19 protein-coding genes are annotated in these 20,762 nt (G+C 42.0%); 14 read left to right on the forward strand and 5 right to left on the reverse strand.

Features of this window, described 5'->3' with window-relative positions; genetic code table 11:
• Positions 1-436 (reverse strand): hypothetical protein (locus IJT21_01230; GenBank protein ID MBQ7576868.1); only part of this gene is annotated, 436 nt, incomplete at its 3' end.
• A gap of 200 nt (positions 437-636) precedes the next feature.
• The gene (locus IJT21_01235; protein ID MBQ7576869.1) at positions 637-864 is read right to left on the reverse strand and encodes a hypothetical protein; all 228 of its coding nucleotides are present in this window, start codon (positions 862-864) and stop codon (positions 637-639) included.
• A 97-nt stretch (positions 865-961) separates the two neighbouring features.
• Here IJT21_01235 and IJT21_01240 point away from each other — a divergent pair, with 97 nt between their 5' ends.
• The 12 genes from IJT21_01240 to IJT21_01295 all read left to right on the forward strand — a co-directional run bounded on the left by IJT21_01240 (position 962) and on the right by IJT21_01295 (position 16,191).
• Positions 962-5,104 carry a putative Ig domain-containing protein gene (locus IJT21_01240; GenBank protein ID MBQ7576870.1) on the forward strand — a complete coding sequence of 1,381 codons (4,143 nt, stop codon included), beginning with the start codon at positions 962-964 and terminating at the stop codon, positions 5,102-5,104.
• 214 nt (positions 5,105-5,318) lie between these two features.
• On the forward strand, positions 5,319-6,848 hold the full coding sequence (gene rny / locus IJT21_01245; protein ID MBQ7576871.1) for a ribonuclease Y: 1,530 nt from the start codon (positions 5,319-5,321) through the stop codon (positions 6,846-6,848).
• Positions 6,849-7,640, forward strand: coding sequence for a TIGR00282 family metallophosphoesterase (locus tag IJT21_01250; protein ID MBQ7576872.1), 792 nt, complete (start codon positions 6,849-6,851; stop codon positions 7,638-7,640). It begins immediately after the preceding gene.
• Positions 7,641-7,777: 137 nt separating this feature from the next.
• Positions 7,778-8,323: a peptidylprolyl isomerase gene (locus tag IJT21_01255; GenBank protein ID MBQ7576873.1), complete on the forward strand. Its 546-nt coding sequence runs from the start codon at positions 7,778-7,780 to the stop codon at positions 8,321-8,323.
• A gap of 3 nt (positions 8,324-8,326) precedes the next feature.
• Complete coding sequence (locus tag IJT21_01260; GenBank protein MBQ7576874.1) at positions 8,327-9,286, forward strand: D-glycerate dehydrogenase; 960 nt, start codon at positions 8,327-8,329, stop codon at positions 9,284-9,286.
• The gene (locus tag IJT21_01265; GenBank protein MBQ7576875.1) at positions 9,287-10,120 is read left to right on the forward strand and encodes an NAD(P)H-hydrate dehydratase; all 834 of its coding nucleotides are present in this window, start codon (positions 9,287-9,289) and stop codon (positions 10,118-10,120) included.
• The gene (locus tag IJT21_01270; protein ID MBQ7576876.1) at positions 10,121-10,363 is read left to right on the forward strand and encodes a hypothetical protein; all 243 of its coding nucleotides are present in this window, start codon (positions 10,121-10,123) and stop codon (positions 10,361-10,363) included. It begins immediately after the preceding gene.
• Entirely contained in the window at positions 10,356-10,877 is a 522-nt protein-coding gene (locus IJT21_01275; protein MBQ7576877.1) for a tRNA (adenosine(37)-N6)-threonylcarbamoyltransferase complex ATPase subunit type 1 TsaE, read from the forward strand. Before IJT21_01270 ends, IJT21_01275 begins: the two co-directional genes overlap by 8 nt.
• The gene (tsaB, locus tag IJT21_01280) at positions 10,874-11,485 is read left to right on the forward strand and encodes a tRNA (adenosine(37)-N6)-threonylcarbamoyltransferase complex dimerization subunit type 1 TsaB (GenBank protein MBQ7576878.1); all 612 of its coding nucleotides are present in this window, start codon (positions 10,874-10,876) and stop codon (positions 11,483-11,485) included. The genes IJT21_01275 and tsaB overlap by 4 nt, the downstream gene beginning before the upstream one ends.
• A 27-nt stretch (positions 11,486-11,512) precedes the next feature.
• On the forward strand, positions 11,513-12,043 hold the full coding sequence (locus IJT21_01285; GenBank protein ID MBQ7576879.1) for a CvpA family protein: 531 nt from the start codon (positions 11,513-11,515) through the stop codon (positions 12,041-12,043).
• A complete protein-coding gene (locus IJT21_01290) occupies positions 12,044-14,398 on the forward strand; it encodes a Smr/MutS family protein (GenBank protein ID MBQ7576880.1) in 2,355 nt (784 codons plus the stop codon).
• A gap of 254 nt (positions 14,399-14,652) precedes the next feature.
• The gene (locus tag IJT21_01295; protein MBQ7576881.1) at positions 14,653-16,191 is read left to right on the forward strand and encodes a 2-isopropylmalate synthase; all 1,539 of its coding nucleotides are present in this window, start codon (positions 14,653-14,655) and stop codon (positions 16,189-16,191) included.
• Between the two features lie 102 nt (positions 16,192-16,293).
• Here IJT21_01295 and IJT21_01300 read toward each other — a convergent pair whose 3' ends face one another.
• Entirely contained in the window at positions 16,294-17,280 is a 987-nt protein-coding gene (locus tag IJT21_01300; GenBank protein ID MBQ7576882.1) for a sel1 repeat family protein, read from the reverse strand.
• A 160-nt stretch (positions 17,281-17,440) separates the two neighbouring features.
• Complete coding sequence (locus tag IJT21_01305) at positions 17,441-17,995, reverse strand: hypothetical protein (GenBank protein ID MBQ7576883.1); 555 nt, start codon at positions 17,993-17,995, stop codon at positions 17,441-17,443.
• A 186-nt stretch (positions 17,996-18,181) separates the two neighbouring features.
• Here IJT21_01305 and groES point away from each other — a divergent pair, with 186 nt between their 5' ends.
• Together groES and groL are read left to right on the forward strand one after the other, a co-directional pair.
• The gene (gene groES, locus IJT21_01310; GenBank protein ID MBQ7576884.1) at positions 18,182-18,472 is read left to right on the forward strand and encodes a co-chaperone GroES; all 291 of its coding nucleotides are present in this window, start codon (positions 18,182-18,184) and stop codon (positions 18,470-18,472) included.
• 27 nt (positions 18,473-18,499) lie between these two features.
• Positions 18,500-20,134, forward strand: coding sequence for a chaperonin GroEL (gene groL / locus IJT21_01315; GenBank protein MBQ7576885.1), 1,635 nt, complete (start codon positions 18,500-18,502; stop codon positions 20,132-20,134).
• Between the two features lie 241 nt (positions 20,135-20,375).
• Here groL and IJT21_01320 read toward each other — a convergent pair.
• A partial coding sequence (locus IJT21_01320) for a zinc-ribbon domain-containing protein (GenBank protein ID MBQ7576886.1) occupies positions 20,376-20,762 on the reverse strand: 387 nt, incomplete at its 5' end.

The following is a 20,762-nucleotide window of genomic DNA, read 5'->3' on the forward strand; positions in this document are numbered from 1 at the left end:
ATAATAACGGGCAGTAATTCAACACAAAGCAGTCATCAAAGAATTTTTCTGACGTTCCATAATGCGATTTAAATAAATTCCAGAGTCTATGGCCGCTGACTTCACTTCTTGGGCAGTCAAGACCCTTCACCGGATAATTTGATTGTTCGTTGAGTGGGCGGTTTATTGAGATTGAAGTAATGCCGAGAAAATTTTTTACTGATTCTATTTCGCCGAATGGTACACCAGTTTGAGCCATACCCCATGGGCCGGGGTTCATTCCGATAAAGACTGCGCGTACTTGGCCGGATAATTTGCGGGTGAATTTCTCGAAACCGTCCCACGCGTAATTTAACGGGTTATAGACTGCTATTACTGGAGCAGAAAAATTTAATGAGTCAATATCAGCGCACAATTTTTTATAGCGTTCAAGAATGGAATTTACTATATCTGCCATGAGTCAAGCTCCTTCATTTATTAATATCTATCAAAGCAAAGTCAAAAGCGAAAAACTTGCAGGTTATCGCAGCAGAAATACATATATTCAAGTATATTTACAATAATTACTGCTCACATGCTGTTAATTTATCGCGCGAATACGTTCGTTCTTCCCACCCACCCACCCGTTTTGAAGGGGTAGCGCGAACGTGCAAAAATTTATTTGTCTTCCTGTGATTTATCGTCGTTATCATAGTCAAAAAATTCGCGTCTGTGCCTGTACCATAAAAATAAAGCAATCCCCGCGAAAATAAATCCTCCTGCAAGCCCGAAAGTTACATAATCAACTCTAAGCGGATAACCCAGCATCGTCCCGCCGTAACCTGCCAAAGCATAACCAAATGATATAACGCTCAATAGTGAAAGTGTCGTGATAAATAATCTCAAAATTTGCGGCCTCCTGAAAAATTTTTTAATATTATAATTCAATCATACCGAGAATTATTTATTAGTATGCAAATATTTATTTTAAGGAGTGAGACAAATGCAAAAATTTTTAAAACGTTCAATAATTGCGGTAATGCTCATAATTTTATCTGCAAATTTTTTGTACGCAGAGTCAGAGCCTCAATTAGTCAGCGCACCACTTTCGCAGGCATTTCTTGACTGGCAGGCCAACCGCAATAATGTCAACGTAAAATCAAATGCAGACTCAGACTCAGAATTTCACAGCGGTTATATTCCTTTTCCCGTAGATTTGTCATATCTCGATAAAGATCCTCCGCGTGAAAGTTCTGCAAATATTTTCGGCGATGTAAAAGCAGCTTCTATACCGTCAAAATATGATTTACGAGATGTCAACGGCAAAAAATACGTCACAAGCATAAAGAATCAGAATCCCTACGGAACTTGCTGGGCTCATGCTGCAATAGGCGCAATGGAATCAAATTATTTAATTAACGGAGGATCAGCACTCGATTTATCAGAAATGCATTTAGCTTGGTACACATTCGTAAATTCTGACTCGTCGCAGGCTTTCGGCAATATGAGCAGCTCGCAATATAATTCAGTTATGGAACATGGCGGAAATGTCGGTTATCCTACTGCGATTTATTCGAGACTATCAGGGCCGGTCTTAGAGTCTCTTGTGCCTTATCCGACTCAACCGTCAGAAGGAACGCCGGAAAGTTATTCAAGATTTCTGCGCCTCCGTGATGTATATTTCTTCAGCAGGTCAGAGACTTCAGACGTAAACGAGTCCGAGACTCAACGAAATATTATCAAGCAGCGCATAATGGAAACTGGTTCAGTATCGGCAAATTATTATCACGTCTCAAGCGCATATAACAAGACTTCATCAAACGGGACTGCATACTATACAACTAATAAATCAGTCAATCACGCAATACAAATTATCGGCTGGGATGATTCATATTCACGCAGCAACTTCAAGACAAATCCCGGCATTGACGGAGCATGGCTGATAAAAAATTCTTGGGGCGAGTCATGGGGCACTAACGGCTATTTTTGGATGTCATACGCTCAATATTTGACCGACGGAGCAGCTTTCATAGTAGAAGACTCTGACTCCGACATGAACGTTTATTATTATGATGCTCTGGGCTGGTGCAGTTCTTCGGGCTGGACTGGACAAACAGCACAATACGCCGCAAACGTCTTTAAATCAACACGCGACGAAAAATTAACAGAAGTAGGCTTTTACGCGCCCATAAATAATTTAACCTACGAGATAATAATTTACGACAATTTAGGCACGTCAATGCCTTCATCGAGTCCGGTCGGAAGTTCGGCAGCTTTGACTCAATCAGGCACGATCGCATATGCAGGTTATCACACTGTAGATTTAAGCAGCGCAGTATCACTAACAAAGGGAAATTATTTTTCTGTCATCGTAAAAATGTACGGAATAACTTATATACCATATGAGAAAAAAATCAGCGGCTATTCAGATCATGCAACAACAGAAACAGGCAGCTTTTTCTCGTATAACGGCACAAGCTGGCAGACGGGCACACAATTTGGCGGCAATGCATGCGTAAAGGCCTTCACCGTAACACAGACAACAATATCAAAGCCGAGCATTACGACATCATATCCTCCGGACGGGACTCTAAATGTGTATTACTCGTCAACAATAACAGCGTCAGGAGGTTCTATTACTTGGTCAATGAGCGGCAATGTTCCTCCGGGACTTAGCATTGACTCGAGCACAGGCACAATTTCAGGAACTCCTACGACAGCAGGCAGCTATACTTTTACAGTTACGGCTACAAATTCTGCGGGATCTGACTCTAAAAATTTCACCATGAATATAAGAGAAGGCTCTACATTTAATACTACATCATTCAGCGGCTATGTAGGCTATAATTTCAGCGAGACTCTTTCACTTTCGGGCGGTGAGTCAGCAACATGGACAGCAAATAATTCTTTACCCAACGGACTCAAACTTACTGCTAAAACGGGTTTAATTTCCGGCAAACCTACAAAAGCAGGAACGTTCACGACATCAATTACTGCTACGACATCAAGCACTACAATAACAGAAACAGTAAAATTTACGATTGAGGCCAAGCCAGTAAAGCCCAGCATAACAACATCAAGTCTCAAAAATGGAGTCGTCGGTGAAGATTATGACGCTTCAATCACAGTAAAGGGTACAGATCCGATTACTATAACAGCTGAAGGAGTCCCAGCAGGTTTGACTCTCACGGGAACAAATTTAAGCGGCACTCCCACAACATCAGGAACTTACACAATAAAATTTATGGCAAGCAATACAGCTACATCACTTGCAGGAGGCGCACCGGTAACAAAAAATGTCAGGCTCATAATAAAGGATCATGCACCAGTAATCGATTTTGATGATTCAGAACTTCCAGACGGTTTTGTCGGAAAAGTTTACGACTCTGTACAATTTAATTCATCGGCAGGAGATAATATCACTTGGACAGCATCAGGCCTTCCTACAGGGTTAAAGCTCTCGAAAACGGGACTATTGAGCGGTACTCCGACAAGAGCAGGAAATTATAATATTACGTTGAGGGCTGCTAATTCGGGCGGCAATACCAGTAAAAAAATTGCGTTGAAAATTTTGCAGGCTCCTTCACTAACCACTAAGAAATTAAATAATGTCAAAGTCGACGCAAAATATTCTGTAACATTAAGGGCGGCAGGCTCACTTCCTATCACGTGGACAGTAACAGGACTCCCGGATGGCCTTACTATTACTCCCGATTCTGACAAGGGAACAGCACAAATTACGGGAAATCCTACACAAGTGGGCGATTATGAGATTTCTATAACGTTAAATAATTCGGCCGGAAGTGTAACAAATTCGCTGGCTTTAAGTGTTCTCGGCACACCTCCAAAAATATCAGCCGTAATAAAGAAAGCAACCGTCGACGATGAATACAACGAAGGAAATATTACAGTAACAGGAACAAAGCCTATAAATATTACTTATTCGATTCTGAACGCTGACAAAACAAAATTCGGAATTGATTCACTTTCTGATTTGGGCTTGAGCTTTACTGCTGACTCTGAAACGGGAATAGCTGCTATAACGGGAACTCCGACAAAATCAATAAAGTCATTGCCGATATACATAAATGCAGAAAACACAACCGGTAAAGCAACGAGAAAAATTACTTTCACGGCAGCAGGAGTAAAACCAACCTTCACGACTCCGGAAATAGCTACTACAAAAATTTTGACAGCTGCAGGAGGTAATATCAACGTTGATTTTGTCGTAACAGGCACAAAGGATATAATTTTATCTGCAACAAAATTAACCGGATTCTCGTTCACTCAAACAGGAGACTATACAGCGACTCTTGAAGGTACTGCGCCATTAAGGGAATCTAATTCTACAATAACCATAACAGCACAAAACGCAGACGGAAGAGCAACAAGACGAGTCAATATCATCACCAAAATTCCGCCTTCTATCACAACAAAATCATTAGTTGATGGCACAATTAACAAGAGTTACAGCACAAAACTTCTCGCAACAGGTTCAAAAACTATAAAATGGCAGCTTGACGGAGATTTACCCGACGGAATGACATTCAGCGAGAGTAACGGCCAACTTCGGGGAAAACCTAAGGAGGCTGGAGAATTTAATTTGACCTTCACTGCGTCTAATGATGTCGGCAAAGATAATATTTCATTGACTCTCACGATAATAGACCCGAATGCAACAGAAGCAGCAAAGGAAGAGAATCAGACTCAAGACGTAAGCAGCAAAGAATCTGAACAAGTCAGCGAGACCGATTCAACCCCTGACGAGTCAACAAAACCGGAATCCAGCGAATCAACAATTATTTACGGAGCGAATCAGACTCTTTCAGCCGGAACAATCAAAAATTTTGCTGATAAGGGATTCACAATTATTGCGGCGTTACCTGAGATTCAAGTTAATTCAAGTGGACAATATGAAATCGAGTCAATTATTGAACTTGATGAGAGCATAGAGTCAGGCAAAAAATTATACTGGTTCGCAATGCCTCAAGGTGTCGAGCCTTCAGAAGATGATGAAATTGTAGAATTTTACGACGAGGACGGCCAAGAAATTTTGCAAGTTCCGGAGAGTCATAAAATAAAAATTTCTGCGTGGCTCACTGAAGGAATAATTTATAAGCCGGTTATTTGCGTTGAATCAGAGTAAATCAACCTAGTAAAAATTTTCTGCCCTGCTGTAAGAAATTGCGGCGGGGTAATTTTTTTATCTGTTTGACTTGTTAAAGCGCGCTTAAAAATGTAGAATTTCATTATTTGCCCAGTGTAAAACTAGGGATAAGATTTTAAGTAATTCAGCACCCCCTGTTTTGGGAATAAATTTTACAGATTTTAACGTAGCAAGAAAGGATAAATAAATTATTATGCAGTTTGTGTTGGCACTAGTTTTCTTCATGACCGGTTCGGGAATCGGCTATACAGTTATGCGGGCTTGGGATAATTCCAGAGTCAACGGCGTGAAGAATCAAATTAATAATATGCTCAAAGACGCAGAAGAGTCAGCCGAGCGAATGAAGCAGCAAAAAGTCTCTGAGGCACGCGAAGAAGTTAATCGACTCAGACAGGAAGCACAGAAGGACATTAAAGAACGACGCAGCGAAATCCAACGCACTGAACGCAAATTAGAGCAGAAAGAAGATAATCTTGACAAGAAAATTGACAGGGTTACACGCAAAGAAGACGAATTGCGCTCAAAGCATGAAGAAATCGAAAAACGCCGGGCAGCCCTTGAAGAGACTATCAATCAGCAGGAAATCAAATTACAGGAAATAGCAGAACTCACAAAAGAGCAGGCTCAAGAAATCCTAATGAACAAAACCGAACAGGACGCAAAACACTTACTCGGATTAAAGCTCAAGGAAATCGAAGAACGCGCAAACCGTGAAGCCGAGAAAAAAGCACGTGATATTATAATTGGTGCTATGCAAAGATGTGCAGTCGAGTCAGCCGGTGAAAGCAGTATCAGCGTTGTACCACTTCCAAGCGAGGAAATGAAAGGACGCATTATCGGTCGTGAAGGCCGAAATATTCGCACGTTCGAGAGTCTTACAGGCGTTGATATTATAATAGATGACACTCCGGAAGCTGTTACACTCTCAAGTTTTGACCCGATTAGACGCGAAATCGCACGCAGAGCAATGGAAAGACTCGTTGTCGACGGCAGAATCCATCCCGCACGAATCGAGGAATTAATCGAGAAAGCAGCTAGAGACATCGACGAAGAAATGATTACAGAAGGCGAAAATGTAATTCTCGAACTCGGCATTAAGAACATGAATAATGAACTTGTCCGCACGTTAGGACAGCTAAAATTTAGATTCAGTTACGGTCAAAATGTTTTGTCGCATAGTATCGAGGTCGCTCAAATCGCAGGAATTATCGCAGCTGAACTCGGACTCGATGAGGAAATAGCGCGCAGAGGAGGACTCCTTCATGACATAGGCAAAGCAATAGATCACCAAATCGAGGGCCCTCACGCCTCAATCGGTGCAGACTTGGCCAGAAGATTCGGCGAACGTCCCGAAATTGTTAGCTGCATTGCTGCCCATCATGATTCTTTGGAGGTAAGCTCCGTTTATGAAGTCATAGTTTGTGTAGCAGACGCAATCAGCGCAGCAAGACCCGGTGCACGTCGTGAAAGCATTGACGCATACATAAAACGTCTTGAGAAACTCGAAGAAATTGCAAAAACTTTTGACGGCGTAATGAGAGCTTATGCAATCCAAGCAGGACGCGAAATAAGAGTCATTCTCAACGCAAGCAAGACAGACGACGGGACAGTGCATAAATTAGCTTTCGACATTGCTAGACGTGTAGAGGCCGAGCTCAAGTATCCCGGTCAAATAAAAGTTAATGTCGCACGCGAGACCAGAGCAACGGAGTACGCAAAGTAAATGAAAATTTTATTTTCCGGCGATGTAGCTTGGAGACCAGGACGTGAAGTATTAGCCGCCGCCCTGCCGATTTTGAAACGCGATTACGGATCATTTGATTTCGTGATAATTAATTGCGAGAACGCAGCACACGGTAAAGGAATGACCGAAAAAATTTTTAGTGATTTTATCGATCTCGGAGTCCACGCAATGACCAGCGGGAATCATATTTGGGACAAACCGCAGTTTTTCGAGATTCTTGACTCTGATTTACGAGTGTTCAGACCCGCAAATTATCCGCCTTCTTGTCATGGTCGCGGACACGGAATTATCACGCGCAAAAATAAGCGTCTGGGAATCATAAATCTTCAGGGTCAAAATTTTATGCCGCCCATTGAGTCGCCTTTTTTCTGTGCTGATAAATTAATTGACGAGCTTAAATCTTCATACGGTGAAAACTTGCCGATTTTCGTAGACTTTCACGCAGAAGCAACGAGCGAAAAATTAGCACTCGCTTATTATCTCGACGGAAGAGTCAGCTCGGTAATTGGGACTCATACTCACGTACAGACGGCAGACGAAAAAATTTTACGGGGCGGGACTGCTTATATTTCCGACGCAGGTATGACAGGTTCTCACGGCGGTTTAATCGGTGTTGAAGTCTCTTCAGGAATGCCGAAATTTTTAGAGGGTATGCCGTGCAAATTTGAGCCTTCGACTGATGAATTAGCTTTTAACGGCGTTATAATCGAGATAAATGACTCGTCAGGTCTCGCAGAAAAAATTACTAGAATAATTATTAAATTTGATTGATTTAGCGCAAAAAGTTTAACAAGGGGTGCTGTAAAATTTAGGGTCTTCTCTGTGATAAATAGAATTGCAGAGGAGATTTTTTTTGCGGTCATGCTATCATATCAAGACAAAATATTTTATGGGAGGAATTTATTATTATGTTGAAAATTTTAAGCGTTCTTGTTCTGAGTGCTGCTTTACTGCCGTTAATGAGCGGTTCTGCACTTGCTGACGAGGTTAAACGACCTGTCGCTAAATTCGTTACTAACATGGGAGATTTCAGAATCGAACTTTACAGCGATTTAGCACCTAATACCGTTAAAAATTTCGTAGATCTCGCTAACAAAAAATTTTATGACGGCGTAATCTTTCACAGAGTCATTGACAATTTCATGATTCAAGGCGGAGACCCTAACGGCAACGGTACAGGCGGGCCGGGCTACACTATTCCGGATGAATTTGGGCCGGGATTAAAGCACAACGCACCGGGGATTCTCTCTATGGCTAATGCAGGGCCTAACACTGGCGGATCACAATTTTTTATTACGTTAGCTCCGACTCCTTGGCTCGATAATCATCATGCAATTTTCGGACATGTAATCGAGGGAATGGAAATCGTTGAGAAAATCGGCCACACTCCGACCGGACGCAATGACAGACCCGTAAAAGATGTAGTCATTCAATCAATAACTATAGAGGAATAAATTATGTCAGCAAAAGTTTATTTATCGCGAAAATTACCCCCCGTCGCAATGGAAGAGTTACGCAAAATTTGTGATTTCGACATGAACACAGAAGACAGGCAGGCCACGCGCGAAGAATTATTACAGGCATTCAAGACTCATAAAGCTGTAATTGTTATGCTTAATGACAAGATTGACTCTGAATTAATAAATAATGCAGGCCCGGACTTGAAATTAATCGCAAATTACGGCGTAGGATTTAATAATATTGACGTTAAGGCAGCAAACGCACGCGGAATTTATGTATCAAACACTCCCGATGTATTAACTGATGCAACGGCGGATTTAGCATTTGCATTGTTATTCGCAGCAGCCAGACGCGTGATCGAGGGTGATAATATCGTCCGTGAAAAAACTTTCTCGTGGGCTCCTGAATATATGCTCGGTTATGATATTACAGGCCGGACTCTAGGCGTTATCGGTGCAGGCAGAATCGGAACTAATTTCGCACGTAAAGCCGCAAAAGGTTTCAATATGCGCGTTATTTATTACGGAAGGCATAATAACCCCGAACTTGACGCACTCGGAGCAAAATTTGTCTCTCTTGATGAATTACTGCGCGAATCTGATTATATCTCCCTTCACGTGCCTTTAACGCCTGACACAAAATATTTAATCGGTGCTGACGAACTCGCGAAAATGAAATCAACCGCAATATTAATTAATACAGCACGAGGCCCCGTAATTAACGAGAAAGCACTTGCAGACGCACTCGCAAATAAAGTTATCGCCGCCGCCGGTCTTGATGTCTACGAGAATGAGCCGGAAGTTGAGCCGAAATTAAAGACTCTCGCAAATGTCGTGTTAATGCCTCATGTAGGTTCAGCAACTTTTGACACACGCACGAATATGGGCATAATGGCAGCTCATAACGTTGAAGCCGTCTTAAATGGCCGTGAGCCCGTTAATATGGTGAGAATCTAAATGAGTCCCGACGAACTGAAAAAATTATTGCCTCCCCGCCCTGATGATATTCACAAAGGGAGCCGAGGCCGTTTATTGATTGCAGGAGGTTCGGCGAAATATCCGGGTGCTCCTGCTTTAAGTGCTTTAGGTGCGTTGAGAAGCGGAGTCGGACTCGTTACTCTTTTATCGCTCGAAAAAGTTTGCTTGGCCTGTGCTGCCCGTTTGCCTGAAGTTGTTTACTGGTCAGAAGATGATAAATTCAGGTGGCAGGAATTAGCTTTCTCGCAAAAAAATATTGATGCTCTTGTTGTAGGTCCCGGCCTTGATAGGAGCGTTGCAGCAGAATATTTCACGGCTAAAATGTGGCGCGAATGGCCTGCAAAAATTTTAGTTGACGGCGACGGGTTGAATGCTCTTGCAGTTGTACGCGAAAAAATTAATTCACGCCCTGACTCAGTGATTACTCCTCATGAAGGCGAAGCTGCAAGATTATTAAACACTACTCCCGATAAAGTTCACGCAAATAGATTAGAATCTTTACAGAAATTATCTCATAAATTCGGCTGTGTCGTGCTGAAGGGTCATAACACTTTGATTTCTGACGGTGAAAATTTTGCGGAGATTCAAAACGGAGGCCCTGAGCTTGCTGTGCCTGGTTCGGGTGATGTTCTGTCGGGCTGCATAGGAGCTTTTCTCGCGGGAGGTCTTGACCCGTTCACCGCTGCTGTGCTGGGTGCTAACGTTCATGCGATGGCGGGCGATTATTTAGCGCGTGAAGGCGTTGACGGCGTTCTTGCGTCAGAAATTGCTGACACTTTAAGGCGCGTAATAAACGATTTGAGGCGGTTATAAATGACTCGTAAGCGTGTAGATTGGGACGAAGAAATCAGGAAGACCGAAAGAATCAGGCAGCGGGGACTCTTAATGAGCGGATTCAGCTTTGCCCTTGCGATTGCGTTAATTTTCGGTATAAATCAATTCGGCGGAGAAAATATTATTATCCCCAAGTCCGTAATATTTGCCGTAATTTTCTGCGTCTCGTTTATTATATTTCGTGCAATAATTAAATATCGCAGGCGAAAACGTGATGAATAAATTTATTTCCCGTTCAGAAAATGAGACTCTTGAGCTTGGCCGAAAGTTCGCAAAAATTTTATCGGGCGGCTTTGTTATATTGCTTTACGGCGATTTAGGCACGGGCAAAACAGTTTTTGTGCGCGGAGTCTGTGAGGCGTTGAATATTTCAGGAGTCCGAAGTCCCTCGTTTACTCTTATAAATGAATACAGCCGTGAGTCCGGGATTACGGGCGGGGAGGGGGTACGGGGGAACGGGTTTCAGGGGTGCCCCCGTGACTCGAATAAAAAATTTTTTAGCGTAATACATGCTGATTTATACAGATTAGACGAGAACGGCGCAGACTCTATCGGGCTTGAAGAATTTTGCGGGCTTGATGATTTTGTCGTGTTTATCGAGTGGCCCGAACGCTTGAAGGGTATAATCTCCGACGAAATAATAAAAATTTCCTTCACTGCCATAAATGAGTCAGAACGTGAGATAAAATTTTCTGCTCAGGGACTCAAGTCAGAGGAGGCTATATCGAAATTATGATTTTGCTTGCTGTTGATTGCTGCTTGAGATTAACGGGAGTCGCTCTTTGCGTTGACGGTGAAATTATTGACTCGCTTCAACAGGATTTAGGCCGCAGACAGTCGGGAGAATTGCCGATTATGACCGAAAAAATTTTACGCGCGAATAATTTAGACTTTGCTGACATAAATTATATTGCGTTGACGAATGGGCCGGGATATTTTACGGGGATTCGAGTGGGTGCTGCTTATGCGTCTGGTCTTGCTTATGCTGCAGGAGCGAAAATTATTCCTGTCTCAAGTCTTGAAATGCTCGCGTTTAATTATGAATCTCAAAAAGTTTTGACTCTCGTTTATGCCGGTCATGGCTTTGTTTATGGAGCTTGCAAAAATTTTCTTGAGGCCGGCGAATATTCCCACGAGCAAATAAAATCGTGGCTTGTGAATAATCCTGACGCGCATATAATATCAGATGATTTCACGCGAATCGGCATAGATAATTTACAGGCTGCGACAGTGAAACCGGATATAAAATCTCTGTGCACTCTTGCATGTGAGAGAATAAATTTTGCAGTGAGTCCTATGGGATTAAAAATTTTATATTATCGCGCTCCTCAGGGAGTAAATTAATTATTTATGGGAAGGAAGTATTTTATCTTGAAATTTGCATTAATATTTGACATTATTATGGCTATGATACTTGCATTTTTTCTGTATCGCGGTCTCGTTAAAGGCTTTTCCGGCGAAATTATCGGGCTTGTAGGCTTAATTGTCAGCGCGTTTTGTGCGTGGAATTTCTTAGATCCTGCTGTTGATTTAGTATTTAAATATTTCTCTCATCCTTCACTGGACAGGACTATAATAGCATTAATTTGTGCGGTCGTTATTTTCTTCGTTGTAGAAATAATTTTTGCGGTTATAGGCTTGATTCTCTCGTATGTCGTCAACGTAACGCAATTATCAGTAACGGATCACTTTTTCGGGCTTATTATAGGCGCGATAAAAACTTGTTTTGTGATTCTATTCATTTACGGTGTATTGATAACTTTCTCGCCGGTAATTCCTACAGACTGGATGAAGGAAAGCTACACAATGCAGGGAGCTTCTTACGTTTGGCCGAATGTCAGAGATTTATTACAGTCTAAGGGCATTATTGATTTCTCGCACCTCACCGGACAAAATAAATAAATGTATCTTGATAACAGCGTAATTGATGTATTAGAACTCGATAAAAACCTGCTCCCTTTCCGTGAGAATTTACGCGGTGAACTTGGGGAGCTTGTATTATCGCATTTGACTCCGTGTGAAGATTTTGACTCGCTCTCTAAACGTGATGAATTATTGCGTGAATGGCTTGACCTAATCGACAATAACGGAGAATTTAATTTTAACGCAAGTCTTGAAGCAGTCTCGCCCATGTTCGCGCAGGCCAAGAAAAGCGGCATACTTTCAGGCGAAGAATTATTACGTGTCAGATTATTATTGCAGTCAGCTAAAAATTTACGTGAAGGACTCGCGCCCATTTCAGCAAATTACAAGTCAATCGAGAATTTAAGACACGGGATCAGAGATTTTGCGCCCGAAATTGAGAATTTGAACGTAATCGAGGACTCAGGAAGACTCGCCGACAATGCCTCGCACAAATTAAGCGAAATAAGACTCGAAATCGAGAATCTAAAGCGCAACGGACGCAGAATCGCACAAAAATTATTTGAGGACTCTAATATAACTAACATGCTTCAAGAACGCGCAGTCTCATGGCGTGAAGGAAGATTTTTATTTCTAGTACGTCAGGAATATATAAATAGATTCCCCGGCCTCGCTGTCGAACGTTCTGCATCAGGAAATTCTGTCTACATGGAGCCCCGCGCATTATCGAGCATAAATAATTCATTAATCGTCAAGACCCGCGATGAACACGACGAAGAACGAATAATTTTGCTTGCACTCACACGAAATATTTTATCCCGCGAGAATGCAATTATTAACGCAGAAAAAATTATAGGCACGTTCGATTTATTGTGCGTGTGTGATTATTTGATTCGCGTAAAAAAATGGGTTCGTCCGGAATTGACTCGCGAAAAATTTTTTAGGCTCGTTGGTGCCCGTCATCCTATGTTACGCGATAAGGCCGTACCGATTGATATTTACTGCGGAAAAGATTTTAACTCACTTGTAATAACAGGCTCTAATACCGGCGGGAAAACTGTAACTCTAAAAACTGTCGGAGTCTTGATTATTCTTGCGTGGCTTGGTCTTCCTGTTCCTGCTCGTGATGGGACTGTAATAGGAACGTTTGACTCAATTTTTGCTGACATAGGCGACGAACAGAGCATCGAACAAAATTTATCAACTTTCAGCTCACATTTACGCAAAATTATTTATATCCTGAACAAATCGAGCGATAAATCATTAATTCTGCTTGATGAACTAGGCGCAGGCACAGACCCACACGAGGGCGCGGCTTTAGGTGTTGCGATTCTTGAGACTCTGCGCGAAAAAGGCTGTATCACACTTGCGACGACCCATCATAACCCGATTAAGCAATATGCTTTGACGACTCAAGGTGTAGAAACCGCCAGCATGGAATTTAACATTGAGAGACTCGAACCGACATATAAATTATTAATGGGCGTTCCCGGCCGGAGCAGTGCTTTATTAATCGCAAAACGTTACGGAATGCCGGAAAAAGTTTTACACCTCGCGCAAACTTCACTTGACTCACGAGAAATCACAGCAGAAGACATCATGAGCGAACTTAATGAACGCAAAGCAGCACTTGACTCAGCAGAAAGAGATTTTCAGGAGAAATTACACGAGGCCGAAGACTTGAGACAGCAATATCAAAGCCGAGTCAAAGAAATCGATTATCAGCGCGATAAAATCATGAAAGCAGCCGACCTCAAAGCAGAAAAATTTTTAGCACGAGCAGAAGAAACTTCAAAGGATATAATACGCAGCATGGAACAATCAGCAAGAGATTTAGCCCGCAAAGGTTATAACGTTAAGAGACGCGAATTAAAAAATTTACGCGATTCACTCGATAAACGCCACCAGAAACGCACAGAACGTGAAATCGAGAACAGCCCGAAACCTTTTAATCCGGCTCCGGGTGTTACTGCAATGGTAGCAGGTTCAGGCTTTGTAGGCATAATCAACGAAATAAAAAATGGACGCGCTTACATGACTTCAGGGCCGTTAAATATTGATGTCCCAGTCTCGCAGTTAATCGCAACCGACAAGAAAGCAAAAATTGCCGCTCCTCCGGTTGATACGAGTCATTTGCTAGAGACTCCAAGTGTCCCGCCTTCTATAATGGTGCGCGGAATGTTAGTCGGTGAAGCTATGCCGCTTGTAGAAAATTATTTAGATCGCGCGTACAGGTCTAATCATTCAGTTGTTACGATTATTCACGGACGGGGAGAAGGAATTTTGCGGCGTGAAGTTCATGCGTTGTGCTCGCGTTTAAGCTATGTTAAAAGTTTCAGACTCGGCGGTGAAGGTGAGGGCGGATTTGGCGTTACTATTGTTACATTCAAATAAATAAAATTTTTTGACAGTATAGAATTTTGCTTGTAAAATATTTCACGCTTTTATATTACATTAACGAAAGGAGATTTTGCAGAATGATAAATATTTCAACAAATGCCCTCGCACTACTAGGACGCACTGCGGAGTCTCCGTTGTGTGCGTAATTTTCTGGTACACACTTAAGAATTTGCATATAACACGGGGATCTGAGAAACAAAAATTTTTCAGCCCCGTTTTTGTTATAGTCATAAGGAGGAATTTATTTAATGCGTAGAATTAAAGTTTTCGATACTACTTTGCGTGACGGCGAACAGTCCCCCGGCTGCAGCATGAATCTTAGCGAGAAAATTGTTATGGCCAAGCAGCTTGATAGACTCGGAGTTGACATTATCGAGGCAGGTTTTGCAATCGCTTCACCGATGGACTTCAAGAGCATTCAAGCAATCGCACAGGCAGCTTCAAATTGTGTAATAGCTTCTCTTGCACGCTGTAACAAGAACGACATTAACGCAGCTTGGGACGCAGTAAAAGACGCAAAGAAACCCCGAATACACGTTTTTATCGCTACAAGTGATGTTCATATGCAATATAAATTAAGATTGACACGCGAACAAGTTTTGCAGACTATTTCAGAAATGGTGAGCTATGCAAAATCTAAATGTGATGACATAGAGTTTTCTGCGGAAGATGCTTCACGGTCGGATAAAGAATTTCTCGCGCAGGCCTTCTCTAACGCAATCGCAGCAGGTGCCACAACAATTAACGTCCCTGATACTGTCGGATATTCTACACCTCAAGAAATGGCCGAGTTGATTAATTATTTGCGTGAACATGTTGCAGGCATTGAAAATGTTGATATTTCTGTGCATTGTCATAATGATTTAGGAATGGGAGTCGCAAATTCCTTAGCGTGCATTAAGGCCGGAGCTTCACAAGTCGAATGCACTGTAAACGGAATCGGCGAGAGAGCAGGAAACGCCAGCCTTGAAGAAATTGCTATGGCACTTCACACAAGACGCGATTTTTACGACGCTGACACGAATATTAATACGCGCGAAATTTATAAATCAAGCCGTCTACTCAGCAACATTACAGGAGTCCCAATTGCACCGACAAAACCTATTGTAGGCGCAAACGCATTCGCACATGAGGCCGGAATACATCAGCATGGAATGATTACGAACGCTCAGACTTACGAAATTATGAATCCTGACGAAATCGGAATCCCTCATAGAGCATTAGTACTCGGCAAGCATTCAGGCAAACACGCACTACGCGAGAGACTCGAAACTATGGGCTATGAAATTCCTGATGAGGAGCTTGAAGACATTTTCACGCGCTTCAAGAAATTAGCAGACGCTAAGAAAGTTATCACAAGTTCAGATTTAGAGGCTTTGACTCTGCACCGTTCAAGAATCGTCAAGACAGAAGGAAACGCAGCACCGTTATGTCATTTAGTGAGTCATTCTATAACATCAGGCAGCGACATCCCGAAATTGTCATATGTGAAAATTGAGCGCGATAATAAATTTATGGAAGGAGTCGAGTTCGGCGCAGGACCTCTTGACGCAGCATTTAAAGCAGTCAATAAAATGTTAGGCGTTGAGGCAAGACTCGAAGATTTCAGCGTTAGGGCAGTAACAGAAGGCGAGGACTCAATCGGTGAAGCTGTCGTAAAAATTTCAAGTTCTGCAACCGGTGAAATGTACACTGGCTCTGGAATTTCTACGGACATTGTAGAAGCGTCATTGCAGGCATATATAAACGGCGTTAATAAAATGTTTGAGGCCGGAGAGAATTTATAAGCAGTAAAAATTTTTCCCCTTGTGATTCATTCGCAGGGGGATTTACACTCCAGATATTAACGAGAGGGGAGACGGGCTTTTGAGGAACCCGCCAAATTTTTTTTACGGACGCAATAACGGCAGCTCCGACCGCACAAACCAATAACCGGCATTAAAATATTTGCTCAATCCGTGAGTCTTATCGTTCATTACATACAAACGCGTTAATCTCCTGCAAGATTGAACGTTACCAAGATTCGCAGCTTTTGTGTACCAGTAAATAGCTTTCCCGGTGTCTTTGTCAACTTTATCGAGTTTGGCGAAGTTCGGATCATAAATTTCACCGGCCAAGAACGAAATAAATTCATTACCCTCTGCAAGTTTTAAGAAGTCGCTCATATCACCTGACTCCCAGCGCAAAATTTTTTCAGGATCATTTATAATTGAACGCGGAAGAGCTGTCAATGAGTCTAAATCATAATATGTTGCGTATTGAGTATTTGCCCAACCTATATTAGGACACGGCCTCCACGGGGCTTGATTTAATATTTTCGGGCTTATTTCTGTCAACGGTACATAAATATTGCGCTTGCCCTGCGATTTTTGCTGCATTGTAATGCGTAACATTTCTTGATGTTCGGCTCTAATCTGCTTGGCTATGGTCAAATCTTTTATGCCTCCGATAAAATTCGAGCTTATCAACAGCGAAATTATTAATAACAGCCACTTGAACGAATAAATTTTATTTTTTCCTGCACTGGTTAATTTGCCGTCATAACAAAATATCCATAAGAAGACCCATAATGCACCCATCATCCAAAGCATGAGACTTTCTCCGCGAAATTCCAAGCCTTGACCTTGTGCCCAGCCTCCTACAGCTTGATTTAATACTGCAACAATAGAGACTATCGCGAAAATTTGCCAGCCGCGTAAATGCAAATTAGAGACTCTTTCTTTACCCGTCAATTTTGCTATGTCAGGCAGAAATAAGAGAAATACATATATAACCGGCTTAATGAAAAATTTTATTATCGTGAAGAAACCAAATGCGAAAGCTACCATTATTGCGCGTAATAATCGATTAATAAATGAAAGTTTTACTGTACCCATTCTCCTAGCAACACTGGGCGCAAAAAAATAGAGTATTATAAATGCTGTTACACACACAAGCCAGAATAAAACAAAAATTTTTGTATTGCGTTTATTGCCGTTCACGTAAAAATATATTGCCGTAAAAAATGTGATTATAACTTGAAAAATTGTAGCAGTCTCAATGAAGAAGCACCCAGCAAATAAAATTATAAGAGCAGCTAATAAAGTTAGTACCCCCCCCCCCCCTTAGTAATTTTACTGACAAAGCAAGAGAGACAAGCATTACAGATGTTGACCCAAAATAGAATCCTTCTCCAACAAACCACCAGTAAAAAACTTGATCCAATGCACAGTGAACCGCAAATGTTCCAGCAGTAAATATAAGTGTCGATAAAAATTTTTTCCGTGCGCTTATTTCCGGATAAAATGTACTTATCTCAAAATACAACGCTGCAATATATGTCAATGTCGCTATTAAAGGGTAAAACCCGTAAGACAACATAATGGGAAAATTTATAGCCAGCAGAGAATTAATAAATACCGGAACAATTCGCGGAGTAATATTCATAAATTCATTGATAGCAGCTTTGAAAGCTCCCATTTGTTCAGCCCTGTAAGAGTATATATAATCGTCCTTCCATGGCACAGCGTACAAGCCCAAATAACAATAAAGCCCAATATAAGCAAGCATAAACAAACCTAACAGCGCGTAAAAAATTTTTCTGCGTTCCATTAAATAACGCTCCTTCATGAAATTTTTATAAACTATAACACACTCACAAAATTTGAATCTCTGCGTAATTTTGCGTATTGCGTTTTGTGAGACCCTGATTTATTATTTCGCGCGTTGAATTAATTAGCACTCGTTATTATCAAGTGCCATTAAATAATAAAAATTATATCAGGAGGTCATGAAATTATGAGACTTAAACCGCTTGGCGATAGAATAGTTGTAAAAGTTTTAACACGCGAAGAGAAAACTAAAGGCGGAATCGTTCTCCCCGACACAGCAAAAGAGAAACCCACCGAAGGCGAAGTAATCGCAGTAGGAACCGGCAAAATTTTAGATAACGGCCAAAAGCAGCCCGTTGAAGTTAAAGTCGGCGATAGAATTATATTCAGCAAATATGCAGGTACAGAAGTAAAAATTGACGGCGAAGAACTTGTAATTTTCAGCGAGAGAGACGTACTCGCAATAATCGAGAAATAGTTAATCACTCAGGAGGAAATATAAATTATGGCAAAAATTCTTTCATTCAACGAAGAAGCCCGCAGAGCAATGCTCCGTGGAATTGACAAAGTTGCAGATACAGTCGGCGTTACGTTAGGCCCCAAAGGTCGTAATGTAGTTCTTGAGAAAAAATTCGGCTCACCCACTATCACAAATGACGGCGTTACAATCGCAAAAGAAATCGAGCTTGAGGATCCTTTCGAGAACGCAGGCGCACAGTTACTCAAAGAAGTAGCGTCAAAAACTAATGACATCGCAGGAGACGGCACAACAACAGCAACAATTTTCTCACGCGCAATTATCCGTGAAGGAATGAAAAACGTTGCAGCAGGTGCAAATGGTATGTTAATGCGTCAGGGAATCGAGAAAGCTATTGATTTCGTAGTCGAGGAACTCAAGAAACAGAGTACTCCCGTCAAAGAGAAAGAAAAAATTGCTCAGGTTGCATCAATTTCCGCAAATAATGCAGCAGTCGGCGAGCTTATTTCTGAAGCAATGTCAAAAGTAGGCGAGGACGGAGTAATCACAATCGAGGACAGTCAGACAGTAGGCACAACTCTTGAAATGGTCGAGGGACTCCAGTTCGACAAAGGTTATATCAGCCCTTACATGATCACAGACAGCGAAAGAATGGAAGCAAATTTTGATGACGCTTATATTCTTATTCATGACGCAAAAATAAGCAGCATTAAAGATTTACTGCCCATTCTCGAAAAAGTTGTGCAGACCGGAAAGCCTTTATTAATTATCGCTGAAGATGTCGAGGGCGAAGCACTTGCAACACTCGTAGTAAATAAGATTCGCGGAGTCATGCAGGTTGCAGCGGTAAAAGCTCCCGGATTTGGCGACAGACGCAAAGCAATGCTTCAGGATATTGCAATCGTTACCGGCGGACAGGTCATCAGCGAAGAAACCGGAATGAAATTCGAGAACACTGAATTAAATATGCTTGGACGCGCTAAGAAAGTTAAGATCACAAAGGAAGATACAACTATCACTCAGGGTGCAGGCAATCCGGAAGAGATTCGCGCAAGAGCAAAACAGATTCGCAAGGAAATCGATGACTCAACGTCAGACTATGACAAGGAAAAATTACACGAGAGACTCGCAAAATTAGTCGGAGGCGTGGCAGTAATTCAAGTAGGTTCAGCAACAGAAACCGAGCAGAAAGAATTAAAGCACAGAATCGAAGACGCACTCAACGCAACAAGAGCAGCAGTTGAAGAAGGTATCGTCGCAGGCGGCGGAGTTGCAGCACTCAATTGCGCTACATCACTTGAACCGTTTGTAGAAAAACTTTCAGGCGATGTCAAGACAGGTGCAAGAATCGTTCTTGACGCGTTAAAAGCTCCGTTATATTTAATCGCAGAGAATGCCGGCTATCAGGGCGACGTTGTTGTCGAGAGAGTCAGAAGCGAGAAAATCGGACACGGACTCAATGCTGCAACAGGCGAATATACTGACATGGTAGCAGCAGGAATTATCGACCCCGTAAAAGTTACCCGCTCAGCATTACAGAATGCAGGATCAATCGCAGCAATGGTACTTACAACAGAAGGAATCGTTGCTGACAAACCCGAAAAGAAAGAAGCAGCTCCTGCAATGCCCGGCGGTATGGGCGGCATGGACGGAATGTATTAATAGATTCCAATCGCGAAGAAATAATAAAATTTTTCCCGGAAGCCTCAATGACTCCCGGGAATTTTTTTATAGATTAACAACTACTGTATAAAGCACTAAATCTGTATTTCCCGTGTTAAAAATAGCGTGGCTCGATCCTGACGGGCAAAAATGACATACTCCCGGCGTTAAGATTTCCTTCACCGCCGTTCATGTTCGTGAAGACTCTTTCTTTCATATCATTGAAGTCGATTAACATTTTTTATGCCGTCCTTTGTGAAAGTCCTTTCATGCTGCAAATGGCCCAGTCAGTATTAACGCGAGTTACAACACTTCCGCAGTATTCGCATTGTGCCGACGCATTTAATTTCAACGGTGCACCGCAATGAGGGCATCTATCGGAGTGAGTCTCTTCTTTCTGAGTCTGCGTTATAATTCCTGATTTGCGCGATAATTCGATCTCGTATTCCATAAATTTTTCGCGATTTTTGTCGCCTGATAATAAATTTCCGGTTCTGTCATCAAGCACGTACGAGACTATTCGAGCCGTCAAACCTATCACGATATAATCCATTCCGCCGGATTGTCTCCAGCCTTTGAGATTCACGCCTAAGACCGCAATATTTTCCGTGTAGTCAGTTTTTTGCGA

The organism is Synergistaceae bacterium (genome assembly GCA_017443945.1).
GTDB lineage: Bacteria > Synergistota > Synergistia > Synergistales > Aminobacteriaceae > JAFUXM01.

Bases quoted from the DNA above. Each gene is read 5' to 3' on its own strand.
- IJT21_01240 (MBQ7576870.1), top strand. From the start codon at position 962: ATGCAAAAATTTTTAAAACGTTCAATAATTGCGGTAATGCTCATAATT.
- rny (MBQ7576871.1), top strand. From the start codon at position 5,319: ATGCAGTTTGTGTTGGCACTAGTTTTCTTCATGACCGGTTCGGGAATC.
- IJT21_01250 (MBQ7576872.1), top strand. From the start codon at position 6,849: ATGAAAATTTTATTTTCCGGCGATGTAGCTTGGAGACCAGGACGTGAA.
- IJT21_01255 (MBQ7576873.1), top strand. From the start codon at position 7,778: ATGTTGAAAATTTTAAGCGTTCTTGTTCTGAGTGCTGCTTTACTGCCG.
- IJT21_01260 (MBQ7576874.1), top strand. From the start codon at position 8,327: ATGTCAGCAAAAGTTTATTTATCGCGAAAATTACCCCCCGTCGCAATG.
- IJT21_01265 (MBQ7576875.1), top strand. From the start codon at position 9,287: ATGAGTCCCGACGAACTGAAAAAATTATTGCCTCCCCGCCCTGATGAT.
- IJT21_01270 (MBQ7576876.1), top strand. From the start codon at position 10,121: ATGACTCGTAAGCGTGTAGATTGGGACGAAGAAATCAGGAAGACCGAA.
- IJT21_01275 (MBQ7576877.1), top strand. From the start codon at position 10,356: ATGAATAAATTTATTTCCCGTTCAGAAAATGAGACTCTTGAGCTTGGC.
- tsaB (MBQ7576878.1), top strand. From the start codon at position 10,874: ATGATTTTGCTTGCTGTTGATTGCTGCTTGAGATTAACGGGAGTCGCT.
- IJT21_01290 (MBQ7576880.1), top strand. From the start codon at position 12,044: ATGTATCTTGATAACAGCGTAATTGATGTATTAGAACTCGATAAAAAC.
- IJT21_01295 (MBQ7576881.1), top strand. From the start codon at position 14,653: ATGCGTAGAATTAAAGTTTTCGATACTACTTTGCGTGACGGCGAACAG.
- IJT21_01300 (MBQ7576882.1), bottom strand. From the start codon at position 17,280: ATGGGTACAGTAAAACTTTCATTTATTAATCGATTATTACGCGCAATA.
- IJT21_01305 (MBQ7576883.1), bottom strand. From the start codon at position 17,995: ATGGAACGCAGAAAAATTTTTTACGCGCTGTTAGGTTTGTTTATGCTT.
- groES (MBQ7576884.1), top strand. From the start codon at position 18,182: ATGAGACTTAAACCGCTTGGCGATAGAATAGTTGTAAAAGTTTTAACA.
- groL (MBQ7576885.1), top strand. From the start codon at position 18,500: ATGGCAAAAATTCTTTCATTCAACGAAGAAGCCCGCAGAGCAATGCTC.